14 protein-coding genes are annotated in these 19,038 nt (G+C 67.9%); 9 read left to right on the forward strand and 5 right to left on the reverse strand.

All coding sequences use genetic code 11. The features are described 5' to 3' along the window. From narK2 to B7D75_RS05410, 8 genes are all read left to right on the forward strand, one after another. Positions 1 to 1,407, forward strand: a complete 1,407-nt coding sequence (gene narK2, locus B7D75_RS05375) for a nitrate/nitrite transporter NarK2 (RefSeq protein WP_012074510.1) — start codon at positions 1 to 3, stop codon at positions 1,405 to 1,407. Positions 1,408 to 1,482: 75 nt separating this feature from the next. Next, the gene (locus B7D75_RS05380; protein WP_003154503.1) at positions 1,483 to 5,268 is read left to right on the forward strand and encodes a nitrate reductase subunit alpha; all 3,786 of its coding nucleotides are present in this window, start codon (positions 1,483 to 1,485) and stop codon (positions 5,266 to 5,268) included. 11 nt (positions 5,269 to 5,279) lie between these two features. Continuing rightward, the gene (gene narH / locus B7D75_RS05385) at positions 5,280 to 6,821 is read left to right on the forward strand and encodes a nitrate reductase subunit beta (protein WP_034079874.1); all 1,542 of its coding nucleotides are present in this window, start codon (positions 5,280 to 5,282) and stop codon (positions 6,819 to 6,821) included. 5 nt (positions 6,822 to 6,826) lie between these two features. Next, complete coding sequence (gene narJ / locus B7D75_RS05390) at positions 6,827 to 7,567, forward strand: nitrate reductase molybdenum cofactor assembly chaperone (protein ID WP_034079876.1); 741 nt, start codon at positions 6,827 to 6,829, stop codon at positions 7,565 to 7,567. 2 nt (positions 7,568 to 7,569) lie between these two features. Beyond that, a complete protein-coding gene (gene narI / locus B7D75_RS05395) occupies positions 7,570 to 8,253 on the forward strand; it encodes a respiratory nitrate reductase subunit gamma (RefSeq protein WP_003092953.1) in 684 nt (227 codons plus the stop codon). Positions 8,254 to 8,307: 54 nt separating this feature from the next. Beyond that, complete coding sequence (locus B7D75_RS05400) at positions 8,308 to 9,126, forward strand: peptidylprolyl isomerase (protein WP_107113812.1); 819 nt, start codon at positions 8,308 to 8,310, stop codon at positions 9,124 to 9,126. Between the two features lie 56 nt (positions 9,127 to 9,182). Further along, positions 9,183 to 10,172 carry a GTP 3',8-cyclase MoaA gene (gene moaA / locus B7D75_RS05405; protein WP_053816761.1) on the forward strand — a complete coding sequence of 330 codons (990 nt, stop codon included), beginning with the start codon at positions 9,183 to 9,185 and terminating at the stop codon, positions 10,170 to 10,172. Between the two features lie 635 nt (positions 10,173 to 10,807). Continuing rightward, on the forward strand, positions 10,808 to 11,599 hold the full coding sequence (locus B7D75_RS05410; protein WP_003156363.1) for an ABC transporter substrate-binding protein: 792 nt from the start codon (positions 10,808 to 10,810) through the stop codon (positions 11,597 to 11,599). A 23-nt stretch (positions 11,600 to 11,622) separates the two neighbouring features. Here the strand turns inward: B7D75_RS05410 and dauR are convergent, their stop codons facing one another. From dauR to rhlB, 4 genes are all read right to left on the reverse strand, one after another. Beyond that, positions 11,623 to 12,255 (reverse strand): transcriptional regulator DauR, encoded by a 633-nt coding sequence (dauR, locus tag B7D75_RS05415; protein ID WP_034079880.1) that lies wholly within the window; start codon positions 12,253 to 12,255, stop codon positions 11,623 to 11,625. Positions 12,256 to 12,317: 62 nt separating this feature from the next. Continuing rightward, positions 12,318 to 13,445: an NAD(P)/FAD-dependent oxidoreductase gene (locus tag B7D75_RS05420; RefSeq protein ID WP_053813447.1), complete on the reverse strand. Its 1,128-nt coding sequence runs from the start codon at positions 13,443 to 13,445 to the stop codon at positions 12,318 to 12,320. Between the two features lie 20 nt (positions 13,446 to 13,465). Further along, entirely contained in the window at positions 13,466 to 14,413 is a 948-nt protein-coding gene (gene dauB, locus B7D75_RS05425; RefSeq protein ID WP_058136894.1) for an NAD(P)H-dependent anabolic L-arginine dehydrogenase DauB, read from the reverse strand. A gap of 160 nt (positions 14,414 to 14,573) precedes the next feature. Then, entirely contained in the window at positions 14,574 to 16,115 is a 1,542-nt protein-coding gene (gene rhlB, locus B7D75_RS05430; protein ID WP_003156356.1) for an ATP-dependent RNA helicase RhlB, read from the reverse strand. 283 nt (positions 16,116 to 16,398) lie between these two features. Here rhlB and B7D75_RS05440 point away from each other — a divergent pair, with 283 nt between their 5' ends. Further along, positions 16,399 to 18,297: an acyl-CoA synthetase gene (locus tag B7D75_RS05440; protein ID WP_107113813.1), complete on the forward strand. Its 1,899-nt coding sequence runs from the start codon at positions 16,399 to 16,401 to the stop codon at positions 18,295 to 18,297. Positions 18,298 to 18,312: 15 nt separating this feature from the next. On the opposite strand, the gene B7D75_RS05445 is transcribed toward B7D75_RS05440, so the two are convergent. Beyond that, complete coding sequence (locus tag B7D75_RS05445) at positions 18,313 to 18,960, reverse strand: alpha/beta hydrolase (protein WP_043103461.1); 648 nt, start codon at positions 18,958 to 18,960, stop codon at positions 18,313 to 18,315. Positions 18,961 to 19,038 lie beyond the last annotated feature (78 nt).

Consider the following 19,038-nt stretch of genomic DNA (forward strand, 5'->3'; position numbering starts at 1 on the left):
ATGGGCATGATCGCCAATACCCAACTGAAAGCCGCACGGGGACCGCTGCTGCTCGACTGGCGCCCCGAGGACCCCGAGTTCTGGGCGCGCAGCGGCAAGCGCATCGCCAGCCGCAACCTGTGGATCTCGATTCCCGCGCTGCTGCTCGCCTTCGCCGTGTGGATGATCTGGAGCACGGTGACCGTGCGCCTGAACAGCGCCGGCTTCGCCTTCAGCAACGACCAGCTGTTCCTGCTCGCGGCGCTGCCGTCGATCTCCGGCGCCACCCTGCGGGTGTTCTATTCGTTCATGGTGCCGATCTTCGGCGGCCGTCGCTGGACCGCCCTGAGCACCGCCTCGATGCTGATCCCGTGCATCTGGCTGGGCTTCGCCGTGCAGGACCCGAGCACCCCGTACTGGGTGTTCGCCCTGATCGCGCTGCTCTGCGGCTTCGGCGGCGGCAACTTCGCCTCGAGCATGTCCAACATCAGCTTCTTCTATCCGAAGAGCCAGCAGGGCACCGCCCTCGGCCTGAACGCCGGGCTCGGCAACCTCGGCGTCTCGGTGATGCAGTTCGCCGTGCCGCTGGCGGTGGCCGGCGGCCTGTTCGGCGCCTTCGGCGGCGAGCCGCAGCAGCTCGGCGACGGCGGCCGCCTGTGGCTGCAGAACGCCGGCTGGATCTGGGTGCCGTTCATCGCCGTGGTATCGGTCGCGGCCTGGTTCGGGATGAACGACATCGCCGACGCCAAGGCCTCGTTCCGCGACCAGGCGGTGATCTTCAAGCGCAAGCACAACTGGCTGATGTGCTGGCTGTACGTGGCCACCTTCGGCTCCTTCATCGGCTTCTCGGCCGGCTTCGCGATGCTCAGCAAGACCCAGTTCCCCGACGTCAACCCGCTGCAATATGCCTTCCTCGGTCCGCTGGTGGGCGCCCTCAGCCGGCCCCTGGGCGGCTGGCTGGCGGACAAGTTCGGCGGCGCGCGGATCACCCTGTGGAACTACGCGCTGATGATCGGCGGGGTGTTCGCGGTGATCGCCTTCCTGCCGGGCGACGGCGGCCAGGGCAACTTCTTCGGCTTCCTTGGCGCCTTCATCCTGCTGTTCTTCTTCGCCGGTATCGGCAACGGCTCCACCTTCCGCATGATCCCGGTGATCTTCCGCAACGAGTGGGCCCGGCGGGTGCGCGACGGCCAGGCCGACGAAGCCGGCGCGGCGCGCAACGCGAGCATGGAGTCGGCCGCGGTGATCGGCTTCTCCGCCGCCATCGGCGCCTTCGGCGGGTTCTTCATCCCGAAGGCGTTCGGCACCTCGCTGCACATGACCGGCAGCGCCGAGGGCGCCCTCTACGTGTTCATCGCCTACTACCTGAGCTGCATCGTCGCCACCTGGTGGTGGTACGCGCGCAAGGGTGCGGAGAGTCCCTGTTGAGACCGTCGGCAGCAGCCCGCGGCAACCCCTGATTAGCGTTGTAACGCCCGGCACAGACCGGGTGAGGAGATCAAGATGAGTCACCTGCTCGACCGCCTGCAGTTCTTCAAGAAGAAGCAGGGCGAATTCGCCGATGGCCACGGCGAGACCAGCAACGAGAGCCGCGCCTGGGAAGGCGCCTACCGGCAGCGCTGGCAGCACGACAAGATCGTGCGCTCCACCCACGGGGTGAACTGCACCGGTTCCTGCTCCTGGAAGATCTACGTGAAGAACGGCCTGATCACCTGGGAAACCCAGCAGACCGACTACCCGCGCACCCGTCCGGACCTGCCCAACCACGAGCCGCGCGGCTGCCCGCGCGGGGCCAGCTACTCCTGGTACATCTACAGCGCCAACCGCCTGAAGTACCCGAAGGTGCGCAAGCCGCTGCTCAAGCTCTGGCGCGAGGCGCGGGCACGGCACGGCGACCCGGTGGACGCCTGGGCCAGCATCGTCGAGGACGCCGCCAAGGCGAAGAGCTACAAGAGCCAGCGCGGCCTGGGCGGCTTCGTCCGCTCCAGCTGGGACGAAGTCACCGAGATCATCGCCGCGGCCAACGTCTACACCGCCAAGACCTACGGTCCGGACCGGGTGATCGGCTTCTCGCCGATCCCGGCTATGTCGATGGTCAGCTACGCCGCCGGCGCCCGCTACCTGTCGCTGATCGGCGGGGTCTGCCTGAGCTTCTACGACTGGTACTGCGACCTGCCGCCGGCCAGCCCGCAGATCTGGGGCGAACAGACCGACGTGCCGGAGTCGGCCGACTGGTACAACTCCAGCTACATCATCGCCTGGGGCTCCAACGTGCCGCAGACGCGGACCCCGGACGCGCACTTCTTCACCGAGGTGCGCTACAAGGGCACCAAGACCGTCTCCATCACCCCGGACTATTCCGAGGTGGCCAAGCTCACCGACCTCTGGCTCAACCCCAAGCAGGGCACCGACGCTGCGCTGGGCATGGCCTTCGGTCACGTGATCCTGAAGGAGTTCCACCTCGACCGGCCGAGCGCCTACTTCGTCGACTACTGCCGCCAGTACACCGACATGCCGATGCTGGTGTTGCTGGAGGAACATGCCGGCGGCGCGTTCAAGCCGACCCGCTACCTGCGCGCCGCCGACCTGGCCGACAACCTCGGCCAGGACAACAACCCCGAGTGGAAGACCATCGCCTACGACGAGCGCAGCGGCGGGCTGGTCTCGCCCACCGGCGCCATCGGCTACCGCTGGGGCGAGTCGGGCAAGTGGAACATCGCCGAGCTGGACGGCAGGAGCGGTGACCAGACGCGCCTGCAACTGTCGCTGCTCGATGGCCCGGAACATGCCTGCGAGGTGGCCTTCCCGTACTTCGCCGGGCAGGAGCACCCGCACTTCAAGGGCGTCGCCAACGACGAGGTACTGCTGCGCCGGGTGCCGTTCCGCGAGATCGTCGCGGCGGACGGCAAGCGCCTGCGGGTGGCCACCGTCTACGACCTGCAGATGGCCAACTACAGCATCGACCGCGGCCTGGGCGGCGACAACGTGGCGACCTCCTACGAGGACGCCGACACGCCCTATACCCCGGCCTGGCAGGAGCGCATCACCGGCGTCCCGGCGGCGCGCGCGACGCAGGTCGCCCGCGAGTTCGCCGACAGCGCCGACAAGACCCGCGGCAAGGCGATGGTGATCATCGGCGCGGCGATGAACCACTGGTACCACATGGACATGAACTACCGCGCGGTCATCAACATGCTGATGATGTGCGGCTGCATCGGCCAGAGCGGCGGCGGCTGGGCGCACTATGTCGGCCAGGAGAAGCTGCGCCCGCAGACCGGCTGGGCGCCGCTGGCCTTCGGCCTGGACTGGAGCCGGCCGCCGCGGCAGATGAACGGCACCAGCTTCTTCTACCTGCACAGCTCGCAATGGCGTCACGAGAAACTGTCGATGCACGAGGTGCTGTCGCCGCTGGCCGACGCCAGTCGCTTCGCCGAACACGCCCTGGACTACAACATCCAGGCCGAACGCCTCGGCTGGCTGCCGTCGGCGCCGCAACTGAACCGCAACCCGCTGCGCATCGCCGCCGAGGCCGAGGCCGCCGGCCTGCCGGTCGCCGACTACGTGGTGCGCGAACTGAAGAGCGGCGGCCTGCGTTTCGCCAGCGAATCGCCGGACGATCCGCAGAATTTCCCGCGCAACATGTTCATCTGGCGTTCCAACCTGCTGGGCTCCTCCGGCAAGGGCCACGAGTACATGCTCAAGTACCTGCTCGGGGCGAAGAACGGGGTGATGAACGATGACCTCGGCAAGGCCGGCGGTCCGCGTCCCACCGAGGTCGACTGGGTCGACGACGGCGCCGAGGGCAAGCTCGACCTGGTCACCACCCTGGACTTCCGCATGTCCTCCACCTGCATGTACTCGGACATCGTCCTGCCGACCGCTACCTGGTACGAGAAGGACGACCTCAACACCTCCGACATGCACCCCTTCATCCATCCGCTGTCGGCGGCCACCGATCCGGCCTGGGAAGCCAGGAGCGACTGGGAGATCTACAAGGCCATCGCGAAGAAGTTCTCCGCCGTCGCCGAAGGCCACCTCGGCGTGGAGCAGGACCTGGTCACGGTGCCGCTGCTGCACGACACCCCCACCGAGCTGGCGCAGCCGTTCGGCGGCGACGGCCATGACTGGAAGAAGGGCGAGTGCGAGCCGATGCCGGGGCGCAACCTGCCGACGCTGCATCTGGTCGAGCGCGACTACCCGAACGTCTATCGCAAGTTCACCTCGCTCGGTCCGCTGCTGGACAAGCTGGGCAACGGCGGCAAGGGCATCGGCTGGAACACCGAGAAGGAAGTGAAGCTGGTCGGCGACCTCAACCACCGCGTCGTCGAGAGCGGCGTCAGCCAGGGCCGGCCGCGCATCGACAGCGCCATCGACGCCGCCGAGGTGGTCCTCGCCCTGGCTCCGGAAACCAACGGCCAGGTCGCGGTCAAGGCCTGGGAAGCGCTGTCGAAGATCACCGGCCGCGAGCATGCCCACCTGGCGCTGCCCAAGGAAGACGAGAAGATCCGCTTCCGCGACATCCAGGTACAGCCGCGCAAGATCATCTCCAGTCCGACCTGGTCCGGCCTCGAGGACGAGCACGTCAGCTACAACGCCGGCTACACCAACGTCCACGAGCTGATCCCGTGGCGCACCATCACCGGTCGCCAGCAGTTCTACCAGGACCACCCGTGGATGCAGGCGTTCGGCGAAGGCTTCGTCAGCTACCGGCCGCCGGTCAACACCCGGACCACCGAGAAGCTGTTGAACAGGAAGCCCAACGGCAACCCGGAGATCACCCTGAACTGGATCACCCCGCACCAGAAATGGGGCATCCACTCCACCTACAGCGACAACCTGCTGATGCTCACCCTGTCGCGCGGCGGTCCGATCATCTGGCTCAGCGAGCACGACGCGGCCAGGGCCGGGATCGTCGATAACGACTGGGTCGAGGTGTTCAACGCCAACGGCGCGGCGACCTGCCGCGCGGTGGTCAGCCAGCGGGTCAAGGACGGCATGGTGATGATGTACCACGCCCAGGAACGCATCGTGAACGTACCTGGCAGCGAGACCACCGGCACCCGTGGCGGCCACCACAACTCGGTGACCCGCGTGGTGCTCAAGCCCACCCACATGATCGGCGGCTACGCCCAGCAGGCCTGGGGCTTCAACTACTACGGCACGGTCGGCTGCAACCGCGACGAGTTCGTCGTGGTGCGCAAGATGAGCAAGGTCGACTGGCTGGACGAACCCCGCCACGGCGGACTCGGTGGCGACGCCCTGCCGCAACCGCTGCCCCAGGACATTTGAGGAGAGACGCCATGAAAATTCGTTCGCAAGTCGGCATGGTGCTGAACCTCGACAAATGCATCGGTTGCCACACCTGCTCGATCACCTGCAAGAACGTCTGGACCAGCCGCGAAGGCATGGAGTACGCCTGGTTCAACAACGTCGAGACCAAGCCCGGGATCGGCTACCCGAAGGAATGGGAAAACCAGGAGAAGTGGAAGGGCGGCTGGGTGCGCGCGGCGGACGGTTCGATCCGCCCGCGCATCGGCGGCAAGTTCCGCGTGCTGGCGAACATCTTCGCCAACCCCGACCTGCCGGAGATCGACGACTACTACGAACCGTTCGACTTCGACTACCAGCACCTGCATACCGCACCCAAGGCCGAACACCAGCCGGTGGCGCGCCCGCGCTCGCTGGTCTCCGGGCAGCGCATGGAGAAGATCGAGTGGGGCCCGAACTGGGAGGAGATCCTCGGCACCGAGTTCGCCAGGCGGCGCAAGGACAAGAACTTCGACCAGGTCCAGGCGGACATCTACGGTGAGTACGAGAACACCTTCATGATGTACCTGCCGCGCCTCTGCGAGCACTGCCTGAACCCGGCGTGCGTGGCGTCCTGCCCGAGCGGGGCGATCTACAAGCGCGAGGAGGACGGCATCGTCCTGATCGACCAGGACAAGTGCCGCGGCTGGCGGATGTGCATCTCCGGCTGCCCGTACAAGAAGATCTATTTCAACTGGAAGAGCGGCAAGTCCGAGAAGTGCATCTTCTGCTACCCGCGCATCGAGGCCGGCCAGCCCACCGTCTGCTCGGAGACCTGCGTCGGGCGCATCCGCTACCTCGGCGTGCTGCTCTACGACGCCGACCGCATCCACGAAGTGGCCAGTTGCGAGAACGAGCGCGAGCTGTACGAGAAGCAGCTGGAGATCTTCCTCGATCCGTTCGACCCGGCGGTGATCGCCCAGGCGCGCAAGGACGGGGTGGCCGACAGCGTCATCGAGGCGGCGCAGAAGTCGCCGGTGTACAAGCTGGCGATGGACTGGAAGCTGGCCCTGCCGCTGCACCCGGAATACCGCACGCTGCCGATGGTCTGGTACGTGCCGCCGCTGTCGCCGATCCAGAACGCCGCCGCCGAGGGGCACATCGGCAGCGACGGGGTGATCCCGGACGTCGAGTCGCTGCGCATTCCCGTGCAGTACCTGGCCAACCTGCTCACCGCCGGCGACACCGCGCCGGTGCTGCTGGCGCTCAAGCGCCTGCTGGCGATGCGCGCCTACAAGCGCGCCGAGCACGTCGAAGGCCGCCAGGACCTGGAAGTGCTGGCCAAGGTCGGGTTGAGCGTGGAGCAGGTGGAGGAGATGTACCGCTACCTGGCCATCGCCAACTACGAGGATCGCTTCGTGATCCCCAGCGCGCACCGCGAGGAAGCGCTCTCCGATGCCTTCGCCGAGCGTTCCGGCTGCGGCTTCAGCTTCGGCAACGGCTGTTCCGGCGGCAGCAACTCCGCCGTCAACCTGTTCGGCGGCAAGCCGACCAACCGCCGCGACGTGATCCAGGTCGTGCAGATCCAGGAGTGAGCGCCATGAACGATCATAGCCAACTGTTCCGCCTGCTCGCCCTGCTGCTCGACTATCCGCGCGCCGAGCTGCGCGAGGAGAGTCTCGGCCTGCATGCGCTGATTCGCACCTGCGAACTGCCCGAAGCGCTGCGCGACGGCCTCGCGGCGCTGCTCAACGAGCTCGGCCAGGGCGACCTGCTGGACGTCCAGGCGCGCTACGACGGTCTCTTCGAACGCGGCCGCTCGGTCTCGCTGCTGCTCTTCGAGCACGTCCACGGCGAGAGCCGCGACCGTGGCCAGGCGATGGTCGACCTACTCGACCGCTACACCCGGGCCGGCCTGCAGATCGACGTACCGGAGCTGCCGGACTACCTGCCGCTGTACCTCGAATACCTGTCGCTGCTGCCGTTCGCGGCGGCCAGCGAGGGGCTCGCCGAAGTGGCGCACATCCTCGGCCTGCTGGCGCTGCGCCTGGAGGAGCGCGGCAGCGCCTACGCGGCGATCTTCGAGGCGCTGCTGGAACTCGGCGGCGAACGCCCGGACCTCGGCGCGTTGCGTCGCGACCAGGCCCAGGAACAGCGCGACGACAGCCTGGAGGCCATCGACCGGGCCTGGGAGGAAACCCCGGTGAGCTTCACCGACCCTGCCGGCGGTTGCCCGTCGAGCAGTGGCCGCCGTCCGACGGCGTCCACCGAACAACCATTGCAATGGGTCGCCCAGCCGGTACCGCAGATGCAGTACCGCGCGGCCCGCGAAGGAGTCTGAGCATGTCGACCAATCTTCTGTTCTTCGGGATCTATCCCTATGTCGCGCTGCTGATCTGCCTGGTCGGCAGCTGGGCGCGCTTCGACCTCTCGCAGTACACCTGGAAGGCCGGTTCCAGCCAGATGCTCAGCAAGAAGGGCATGCGGGTATACAGCAACCTGTTCCACGTCGGCGTGCTGTTCATCCTCGCCGGCCACTTCGTCGGCCTGCTGACCCCGGCCTCGGTCTACCACCACCTGATCAGCACCGAGAACAAGCAACTGCTGGCGATGGTCTCCGGCGGCTTCTTCGGCGTGCTCTGCTTCATCGGCCTGAGCGGACTGATCCTGCGCCGCCTGACCGACGCGCGGGTGCGCGCCACCGGCAACGCCTCCGACCTGATGATCCTGCTGGTGCTCTACGCCCAGCTGATCCTCGGCCTCTCCACCATCGTCGCCTCGACCCATCACATGGATGGCTCGGTGATGGTGATGCTCGCCGACTGGGCCCAGGCCATCGTCACCCTGCGTCCGCTGGCGGCGGCCGAAGCCATCGCGCCGGTGGGCCTGGTCTACAAGCTGCACGTCGGCCTGGGCCTGACCCTGTTCGTGCTGTTCCCCTTCACTCGCCTGGTGCACATCGTCAGCGCGCCGGTGTGGTACCTGGGCCGGCGCTACCAGATCGTGCGCCAGAAACGTCCTGCCTGAACCCTGGGCGGCCGGCGCATCCGGCGCCGGCCCGCCGAACCGAGGTGATCGATCATGAGTTGCTCCCACTACGAAGAACGCGTCGAGAAGGTCGAACTGCCGCAACTGAAGGTCAACGGCGTGGCCATCGGCGAAGACCTGCTGGCCCGCGAGCTGCAATACCACCCGGCGGACAGCTACGCGCTGGCGCTGGAGGCCGCCTGCCGTGCGCTGATCGTCCGCCAGTTGCTCCTGCAACGGGCCGACGCGCTGGGCATCGAGGCCCGCTGCGAAGACGGCGAGACGCCGGAGGAAGCGCGCATCCGCCAATTGCTGGAGGAAGAGGTGCAGGTCCCGGAAGCCGACGAAGACGCCTGCCGGACCTGGTACGTGGCCAATCCGGGGCGCCTGCTCGGCCCCTGGCGCCTGCAATTGCGCCATGTGCTGCTGGCCTGCGCGCCGGACGACCTGGAAGGCCGCGAGACGGCGCGCAAGCAGGCCGCGGAGCTGCTCGACGAGCTGCGTGGGCATCCCGAGCGCTTCGTCGACCTGGCCCGGCGTTTCTCCGCCTGCCCGTCGAAGGAGGAGGGTGGCGACCTCGGCTGGATCGAGCCGGGGCAGACCGTCCCCGAATTCGAGAAGCGCCTGCTGCGTCGCGCCCCCGGGTTGCTCGAACATCCGCTGGAAAGCCGCTATGGCCTGCATGTGGTGGAGCTGCTGGCGCGCGAGGGCGGCGAACCGCTCGGCTTCGAGGCGGCCCGCGCGCAGATCGCCGCGCACCTGCAGGCGCAGGTGTTGCAGCGAGCGGTGGGGCAGTACATCGGCGTGCTGGCGGGAGACGCCCGCATCGAGGGCTTCGCCTTCGAGGGCGCGGATGGGGCGCTGGTGCAATAGGTTTCGCCGCCGTTGTTTCCGTCTTCCTCCCGAACATCAACCGGAGTACCCAGGACATGACCGACTGGATCGATGGCCAAGGCCGACAGATCGACTACCTGCGCCTGTCGGTCACCGACCGTTGCGACTTCCGCTGTGTCTACTGCATGGCCGAAGACATGCGCTTCCTGCCGCGCCAGCAGGTGCTGACCCTGGAGGAGATCGAGCGGGTCGCCCGGCTGTTCGTCGCCGGCGGCGTGCGCAAGCTGCGCCTGACCGGCGGCGAGCCGCTGGTGCGGCCCGGCATCGTCGGCCTGTGCGAGCGCCTGGCGGCGCTGCCGGGATTGCGCGAACTGTGCATGACCAGCAACGGCTCGCAACTGGTGCGCTACGCCCGGTCGTTGTACGACGCTGGCCTGGCGCGTCTGAACATCAGCCTCGACACCCTCGATCCGGCGCGTTTCCGGGCGATCACCCGCAACGGCGAGCTGGACAAGGTGCTGGCCGGCATCGACGCCGCCCAGGCCGCCGGTTTCCGCCGGATCAAGCTGAACGCGGTGGTGATGAAGGGGCGCAATGCCGATGAAGTGCCGGCGCTGGTGGACTTCGCCATCGCCCGCGGCCTGGACATCAGCTTCATCGAGGAGATGCCGCTGGGCCAGGTCGGACGCGAACGTGGCGAGAGCTTCTGCTCCAGCGACGAAGTACGCGCGCTGATCGCCCAGCGCCACGCCTTGCTCGACAGCGCCGAGCAGAGCGGCGGGCCGGCGCGCTACGTGCGCCTGGTCGAGCATCCGCAGACACGCATCGGCTTCATCTCGCCGCACTCGCACAACTTCTGCGCCACCTGCAACCGCCTGCGCCTGACCGTCGAGGGCCGCCTGCTGCTGTGTCTCGGTCACGAGCATTCGCTCGACCTGCGCGCGCTGCTGCGCCGCCACCCGCTGCACGACGGGCCGTTGCTGGAAGCGATAGGCGAGGCGCTCCAGCGCAAGCCGGCGCGCCATGAATTCAGCGCCGCCGGCGAGGTGCAGGTGTTGCGCTTCATGAACATGAGCGGCGGCTGAGGCGACTCGGGGCGCCCCCAGCGGGCCTTCGCCAGGGGCCAGGGCGAGGCCGCTCTTCTGGTAGGCCACCAGGGGCTCGTCGCCGGTCTCGCTGCTGTACAGCTCGCCCCGGAAAACATCACGGCATAACCGTCGCTGGAACTGCGTGCGATCACCTAGCTGCGCCGCGTGTCCCGGTGGCCGGGCATGTCCAGACCGACCTGGTCCCGCACGTCTCTCAGGCGCCCTTCGGTACTCGCGCTCGGCGCCGACCTGGGCGCGCTAGCTGGCGGAGCGCGGCTTGCGACGGGTAGCGAAGCCTTTCAAGGGCGTTGACGAAACGAAAAAATCCCCGCGGCATGAGCGTGACGCGGGGATCCAGGCGTAAATGGAGCCTTAACCGTGATAGCTGAAATGGAGCAGGGGTGTTGTCTGCTTGGCGGGACACCTCGCGGGGTGGCTGTGTATGGCTCAAGCCTAAGGCTCTCGGGCCGGCGGGCCTATTCCTCGAAGGAGGTAAGGAAGGGTGGCGGAGGAGGGACGGCGATTGACGATGTGTACTTTTTGGTCCAGATTGGACGAAAAGTATAAAGACGGATCACCGTCTCTCCCCGCCCCGGTTCGAGGGCGGACCTTTGCCACCCCTGGAGTCGTCCATGATCAAGTCGCTGAACACCAAGAACCTGCTGGGAGGCCTGCTGCTCGGCGTGCTCGCCAGCGGATCCGCCGTCGCCGCCGATGGCAACCTGCGGATCGGCATCGAGGCCGCCTACCCGCCGTTTTCCTTCAAGACCCCCGAAGGCGAGCTGGCCGGCTTCGACTACGACATCGGCAATGCGCTGTGCGCGCAGATGCAGGTGAAGTGCCAGTGGATCGAGCAGGAGTACGACGGCCTGATCCCCTCGCTGAAAGTCCGCAAGATCGACGCCGCGCTGTCTTCCATCACCATCACCGAGGAACGCCGGCGCTCGGTGGACTTCACCCGCAAGTACTACTTCACCCCGGGCCGCCTGGTGATGAAAGAGGGCGCCCAGCTCGACGACAGCTTCAGCCAGCTGGCCGGCAAGCGCATCGGCGTGCAGCGCGGCGCCACCGCTGACCGCTTCGCCAGCGCGGTGCTGGCCAAGGCCGGCGCCGAAGTGGTGCGCTACACCAGCCAGGACGAGATCTACCTGGACCTGGTGGCCGGCCGCCTGGACGCCACCTTCGCCGATTCCATCCCGCTGCAGACCGGCTTCCTCGACACCCCGCGCGGCAAGGGCTACGCCTTCGTCGGGCCGGAGTTCAAGGACCCGAAACACTTCGGCGAGGGCGCCGGGATCGCGGTGCGCAAGGGCGATGCCGAACTGCTCGGCAAGCTCAACGCGGCGATCGACGCGATCCGCGCCGACGGCACCTACAAGCGCATCGAGAGCAAGTACTTCAAGACCGACATCTACGGCGACTGACCGCTCGCCGGCGGCGGCTGCTTTCAGTCGCCGCCTTCCTTCAGCTCCTTGAGGTGCTTGTAGACCGTCGCCCGGCCCATGTTCAGCACGTTGGCCACATAGTTGGCCGCGCTCTTGCCCTTGAACGCGCCCTCGGCGTGCAGGGCGAGCACCAGCTCGCGCTTGTGCTCGCGGGTCAGCAGGTTGAGGCCGAGCTGGCGCTGGCGCAGCCAGCCGTGCAGGAAGGTGTTGATGCGCTCCTGCCAGTCGTCGCGGAACAGCGCATCCGGTTGCGGAATCAGCTTGCTCGGCGAGAGGAACAGGTCGAGCGCCGCCTTGGCGCTCTCGAACAGGCTGATGTTCAGGTTGATGCACAGCACCGCCAGCGGCTGGCCGGCGCCGTCGCGCAGAACGGTGCTGACCGAGCGGATCTTCTGCCCGTCCCAGTTGAGCTTCTCGTAGGGACCGATGTTGCGCTCGTGGCTGCCGCCTTCGAGCATGTCTTCCAGCGCCGAATCGTCGCCGATCTCGCGCTTGGACAGGTTGTTGGCGATGTAGTCGACCCGCTGGCTGCGCAGGTCGTGCAGGACCACTTCGGCGTGGGGGAAGAACAGGGTGGCGATGCCGTCGGCGATCGCCCGGTAGTTCTCCAGGCTGGGGTCTTGGCTCGGCTTCATGCGCAGGGGCTCTCGTGGGGCGGCGGGCGGGGCGAGTGTGCCGCAAACCCGCCGCCGGGTCATCAGGAACGCAGGCGCCGCGGCGACAGCATCGACTCGTCCAGGCCGTGCTCGCGCAGGTCTGCCGGCAGCGGCTGGTGGCGTACCAGCGCGGCGCTGGCCCGGCCCATCGCCGGCGAGGTCTGGATGCCGTAGCCGCCCTGGGCGGCGACCCAGAAGAAGCCTTCCGCGTCGTCGGCGTAGCCGGCCACCAGGTCGCCGTCGGCGACGAACGAGCGCAGTCCGGCCCAGGTGTGTTCCGGGCGGCGGATGGCGAGGCTGGTGGCTTCCTCGATCAGGTACATGCCGGTGGCGATGTCCAGTTGCTCGGGTTGCACGTCATGGGCCTCCACCGGGTCGGCGTTCGCCGGCGAGCCGAGCAGCATGCCGGCGTCCGGCTTGAAATAGAAGGATTCGTCGAGGCTGACCAGCATCGGCCAGTCGTGGCAGTCGATGTCCGGCGGTGGAGCGAAGATGAACGCCGAGCGGCGCTTGGGTTGCAGCCCCAGCGGGCGCACCCCGGCCAGCCCGGCGACGGCGTCGCACCAGGCGCCGGCGGCGTTGACCAGCACCGCTGCGCGGTAGCTGCCGGTGGCGCAACGGACTTCCCAGGCGCCGTCGACCCGGCGGATCTCCAGCGCCTCGTGGTTGCACAGAACCTGCCCCCGGTTGCGACGGATGCCGCGCAGGTAGCCCTGGTGCAGGGCGTCGGTGTCGATGTCGGCGCCGGTGGGGTCGTAGGTGGCGCCGAACACCTTGTCGCGACGCAGCACCGGCACGATCGAGCAGGCCTGTTCCGCGTCGAGCAGGCGCATCTGCGGCACCAGCGCCTTGCCGCTGCGGTACTGGCGTTGCAGTTCGTCCGGGTCGTTGGTGAAGTCGACCACCATTTCCGGCCGTGGGCTGAGCAGCGGATGCTCGCAGAAGCCGGTCGGCGGGTTGTCGAAGAAGGCCCGGCTGGCGGCGGTGAGCGCGCGCACCTGGGGCGTGCCGTAGGCCACCGTGTAGTGCGCGGCGGAGCGTCCGGTGGAGTGGTAGCCCGGATGCGCCTCGCGCTCCAGCAGCACGACACTGCCATGGGCCGACAACCAGTAGCCGGTGGATGCGCCGGCGATGCCGGCGCCGATGACGAGGAAATCCGCTTCGATCATGCTGCTCTCCTGCATTGCGATCAGCCGGCCTGGCGCAGGCGGTAGAGGGCGTTGGCCAGGGCGACGTCTTCCAGGCCCAGGCCGATCGAGCGGAAGAACGCCGGGCGTTGGTAGTCCGGGCGCGGCGCCTGGCCGCTGAGCAGCTCGGCGAGGTCGCCGCGGATCGCCTCGGGGCTCCAGCCATGCTGCTCGGCGGCGATCAGCATCTCGCCGGCGGAGCCGGGGGTGGTGTGCCGGTAGTCGCAGTAGACGTCCATGGCCGCGAGGCTTTCCGCCGGTACCTCATGGGCGCGGGGCGCGTTGGTGCTGATCGAGGTGACCAGCGCCGGACGCTTGAGTTGGCGCGGGTCGATCACCGCACGGGCCGAGGAGGTGCAGAGCAGGATCACCTCGGCCTCGTCCAGCGCTTCCTCCAGGCTGCCGGCGGCTTCGGCGCGCGAATCGATGGCGCGCAGGCTGTGCAGGCGGCGCTCGTCCAGGCACGGCGAGTGGACCCGCACGCTCTGCCAGTCGCGCAGGCCCTTCACGTATTGCAGGTGGGCGTGGGCCACCGGTCCGCTGCCGATCAGCGCCAGGCGGCCGGCCTCGGCCGGAGCCAGGGCGTCCACCGCCACCGCGGTGGTGGCGGCGGTGCGCGCGGTGGTCAGCCTAGCGGCATCGCAGAGCAGCAATGGCTGGCCGGTCCGCATCGACATCAGCAGGGTCCAGGCGGTGACCAATGGGCCCTGTTCGCGGACGATGTAGGGCGAAGTCTTGACCCCATAGACCTGTTCCTGGGCGAGCACGCCGAGGTAGTTGATGAAGTCGCCGCGACCGGCGGGGAACTCCACCAGTTGCTGGGCCGGCTGGAACGCCTGGCCGGCGGCTAGGTCGAGGAACAGCTGGCGCATGGCCTGGAGCACGTCGATACGGGCGAGCAGTTGCTCGGCTTCGGCCTGCTGGACGATCAGGGGAGTGGCGGCGCTCATGCGATCTCCGGAATGGATGTAAACAATTTGTCCATTCTGGACTTTAAGGTATTGCCGGGCAAGCGCCGACCTGCCTCGATGACCGACGGCGGCACCTGCGTGTCGCAGAAACGAAAAAGGCGAAGCCGGATGGCTTCGCCTTTTTTCTTCGCGCCTGTGTTCAGTGCTTGCGCGGTACCGGCTTGAGCAACTCGGCCGGCGGCATCTCGCAGGTGATCTTGCGGCCCAGCAGTTCTTCGATCGGCGGCAGGGCGAAGGCGTCATCCTCGCCGGCGAAGCTGATCGAGGTGCCCGAGGCGCCGGCGCGGCCGGTACGGCCGATGCGGTGCACGTAGTCGTCCGGATCTTCCGGCAGGGTGAAGTTGATCACGTGGCTGATGCCGTCGATGTGGATGCCGCGGCCGGCCACGTCGGTGGCCACCAGTACGCGGATCTTGCCTTCGCGGAAGCCTTCCAGGGTGCGGATGCGCTTGTGCTGCGGCACGTCGCCGGACATCTGGGCGGCGCTGATGCCGTCCTTGGTCAGGCGTTCCTCGATGCGGCGGACTTCGTCCTTGCGGTTGGCGAAGACCATCACCCGTTCCCAGTTGTTCTGCGCCACCAGGTTGTACAGCAGCTTGTACTTGTCGCTGCCGGCCACCGCATAGACGTGCTGCTCGACGGTGTCGCTGGCGACGTTCTCCGGTTCGATCTCGACGATCGCCGGATCGACGGTCCACTGCTTGGCGAGGTTCATCACGTCGTCGGTGAAGGTCGCCGAGAACAGCAGGGTCTGACGTTCGCCCTTGTGCGGGGTCTGCCGGATGATCTGCCGGACCTGCGGGATGAAGCCCATGTCGAGCATGCGGTCGGCTTCGTCGAGGACCATCACCTCGACCATGTCCAGGTGCACCTCGCCGCGCTGGTTGAAGTCCAGCAGGCGGCCGGGAGTAGCGACCAGGATGTCGCAGAAGCGCGCCTCCAGTTGCTTGAGCTGCTTGTCGAAGTCCATGCCGCCGACGAAGGTCATCACGTTCAGCCCGGTGTACTTGGTCAGCGCCGCGGCGTCCTTGGCGATCTGCACCACCAGTTCGCGGGTCGGGGCGATGATCAGTGCGCGCGGCTCGCCCATGTAGCGCTCTTTCGGCGGCGGGGTCTGCAGCAGTTGGGTGATGATCGAGATGAGGAACGCGGCGGTCTTGCCGGTACCGGTCTGGGCGCGGCCGATGGCGTCCTGGCCGCGCAGGGTGAAGCCCAGTACCTGCGCCTGGATCGGCGTGCAGTAGGGGAAACCGAGGTCATGGATGGCGTGCATCAGGCTCGGCGCGAGGTTGAAGTCGTGGAAGCGGGTCTTGCCTTCCTGCGGCTCGACCACGAAGTCTTCCAGCTTCCAGTTGTCCACCGGCTTCGGCTTGGCCGTGCGTTCGCGGCGCGGCTTGTCGCCGCGAGGCTTGCCGTCGCGGCCTTCTTTGGCGGCTGGCTTGGCGGGTTTCTCGCCTTTCTCGGCCCTGTCGGCCTTGTCGCCATGGCGCGGGCCGCCGGACTCGTTGTCGGCGCGCGGGGCGCGCGGCTTGCGTGGGCGTTTCTCGGACGGCTTGTCGCCGGTGGGGGCGGCGGTACCTTTCGCGGTAGCGCCGGCAGGGCCTTGCGGGACCGGGGAGGAACCGCTCTGCGGCTGGGTTCCGTCGGCCTTGCCGAAGATTTTCTTGAGTGCTTTGAGCACGGCGATCTCGTAGTGGTTAAGGAATGAACGGGCGCCAGTGTAAAGCATGTTGCCAGCGGGGAGAAATCCATGCTTGGCCGATACCCTCCAGGCCTGGCGCCACGGGCCCCGGAGGGGCGTGCCGGGGTCCCCGGGGTGGCGCCCGGCGGGCCCGGGGCGGCCACTCGGCGGCGCGCTACAAAAAGACAACGGTAGGCGACTGGCGAGGGTGGCATCTTCGGGGACGGTGCCGGAGCGATCCGGCGAGTGTCCGCTCACTCACCCACGGAAGAACAAGAAAACCATGAATCCGTCCCAACCGATCGCCGGGCTGCGCGATATCGAAGCCCTGGAACGCGTGCCGCTGGAGCAGCGCGACCTGCCGTCCAGCACCTACGAACTGCTGCGACGCTCGGCCCAGCGCCATGGCCAGCGCATCGCGCTGAGCTGCCTGCTGCATGGCAGCGCCGCCGAGGAGCCGCTGCGGATCAGCTACGCCGAGCTGTTCGCCCGCGTCACCCAGACCGCCAACGCCCTGCACCGGCTGGGCCTGGAGAGCGACCAGGCGGTGTCCTTCCTGCTGCCGAACCTGCCGCAGACCCACTACGTGATCTGGGGCGGCGAGGCGGCCGGGATCGTCAACGCGATCAACCCGCTGCTGGAGCCGGAGCACATCGCCGAGCTGGTCCGCGCCTCCAACACCCGGGTGCTGGTGACCCTGGCGCCGTTCCCCGGCAGCGACCTGTGGCAGAAGGTCGCCGGCCTGCGCGCGCAGTTGCCGGAGTTGTACGCGATCGTCGTGGTCGATCCGGCCAACCTGTTGCCGGCGCCGCAGCGCGAGGCGCTCAAGGCCCAGCGCGGGCCGCTGCCGGAGGGCGTGCTGGATTTCGATGCGCTGATTGCCGATTGCCCGGCAGACCGCCTGGAAAGCGGGCGGGTGATCCATCCGGACGACGTCGCCTCCTATTTCCACACCGGCGGTACCACCGGTACCCCGAAGCTGGCCCCGCACAGCCACTTCAACGAGGTGGCGATGGCCGAGATCATGGGCCTGAACGCCGACTACGGGGTGGACGACGTGCTGCTCTGCGGCCTGCCGCTGTTCCATGTCAACGGCGTGATGGTCACCGGCCTGGCGCCGTTCCATCGCGGCGCCCAGGTGCTCCTGGCCGGACCTCAGGGCTACCGCAATCCGACCCTGATCCAGGACTTCTGGAAGCTGGTGGAGCGCTACCGGGTCACCAGTTTCAGCGGCGTGCCGACCATCTACGCCGCGCTGCTGCAGGTGCCCAGCGACGGTCGCGACCTGTCCAGCCTGCGCTTCGCCCTGTGCGGCGCGGCACCGATGCCGGTGGAGCTGATCCGCCAGTTCGAGGCGCGCACCGGGCTCAAGGTGATCGAAGGTTATGGACTCACCGAAGGCACCTGCGGCACCAGCTGCAACCCGCGCGGCGGTGAGCGCCGGCCGGGCTCGATCGGCCTGCGCCTGCCGTACTGCCAGGTGAAGGTCGCCGTGCTCGACGGCGACGGCCGTTACCTGCGCGATGCCGCGCCGAACGAGGCGGGCAACCTCTGCCTGAAGGGCCCGACGGTGTTCAAGGGCTACCTGCAGCAAGAGAAGAACCGCGACATCTGGGTCGACGGCGACTGGTTCAACACCGGCGATCTCGGCCGCATCGACGAGGACGGCTATATCTGGCTCACCGGGCGCAGCAAGGACCTGATCATCCGTGGCGGCCACAACATCGACCCGCAGATGATCGAAGAGGCGCTGCACAAGCACCCGGCCGTGGCCCTGGCGGCGGCGGTGGGCAAGCCGGATGCGAGGGCCGGCGAGCTGCCGGTGGTATACGTCCAGCTCAAGCCCGGCGCCCGTGCCAGCGAGGAGGAACTGCTGGAACATGCCGGCCGCCATGTGCCGGAACGGGCGGCGGTGCCCAAGGATGTCTGGCTGATCGAGAGCATCCCGCTCACCGCGGTGGGCAAGACCTTCAAGCCGGCGCTGCGCCTGGACGCGATCCGCCGGGTGCTGGAGGAAGAGGGGCGGAAGATCGCGGCGGACATTCGCGTGGACGTCGTCACCGACGAGCGCCACGGCCAGCTTGCCCACCTGCACATTCCCGGTCTCGACGAGACACGCCGGGCGGCGCTGCAGGAGATGCTCGGCGGCTACGCGCTGGCCTACCGGCTGCACGCCGGCTGAGAGACGCTGCGGGCGTCAGAGGCGCTTGCGCAGCCAGGCGCCGATATCGTGGACTTCCTCCAGGGATACCTCGTGCCCCATCGGGTAGTCGTGCCAGCCCACCTCCACGCCTTGCGCCTGCAAAGCGTCATGGGCAGCGCGGCCGAGCGCCGGGGCGACCACGTCGTCCTGGCTGCCGTGCAGGTGCAGGACCGGAGTCCGCCTGAGGTCGTCGTCCAGCGCCAGGTCGTCGAAAGTCGGCGCATAGGTGGACAGCGCCAGGACCCCGCCGAGCGGCTTGCCGTAGCGACGGAAGGCGGTGTGCAGGACCACCGCGCCGCCCTGGGAGAAACCGGCGAGGATGATCCGCTCGGCGGCGATGCCCTTGGCGCGCTGTTCGTCGAGCAGGGCGATGACCTGGTCGGCGGAGGCGTTCAACTGGTCCTCGTCGATCGCCCGCGCCGGGCTGAAGGCGAGGATGTCGTACCAGCTCGGCATCACCCAGCCGCCGTTGACCGTGACCGCCTGGCTCGGCGCTTGCGGAAGGATGAATCGGGTGCTCGGCAGGACCACCTGCAGGGCTTCGGCCACCGGCTTGAAGTCGGTGCGGTCGGCGCCCAGGCCGTGCAGCCAGATGATGCAGGCGTCGGCATTGGGGGCATCGAGGATCAGGGGTTCGCTCATAACGGCTCCAGATGGGGGCGAGTGGGCTATTTTGCCCAACGGGCAAATGCCGAGAGTGCGGCATGTCATATGGGGTGC

Origin of the sequence: Pseudomonas paraeruginosa, assembly GCF_003025345.2 — a bacterium.
In the GTDB taxonomy this organism is placed as follows: domain Bacteria; phylum Pseudomonadota; class Gammaproteobacteria; order Pseudomonadales; family Pseudomonadaceae; genus Pseudomonas; species Pseudomonas paraeruginosa.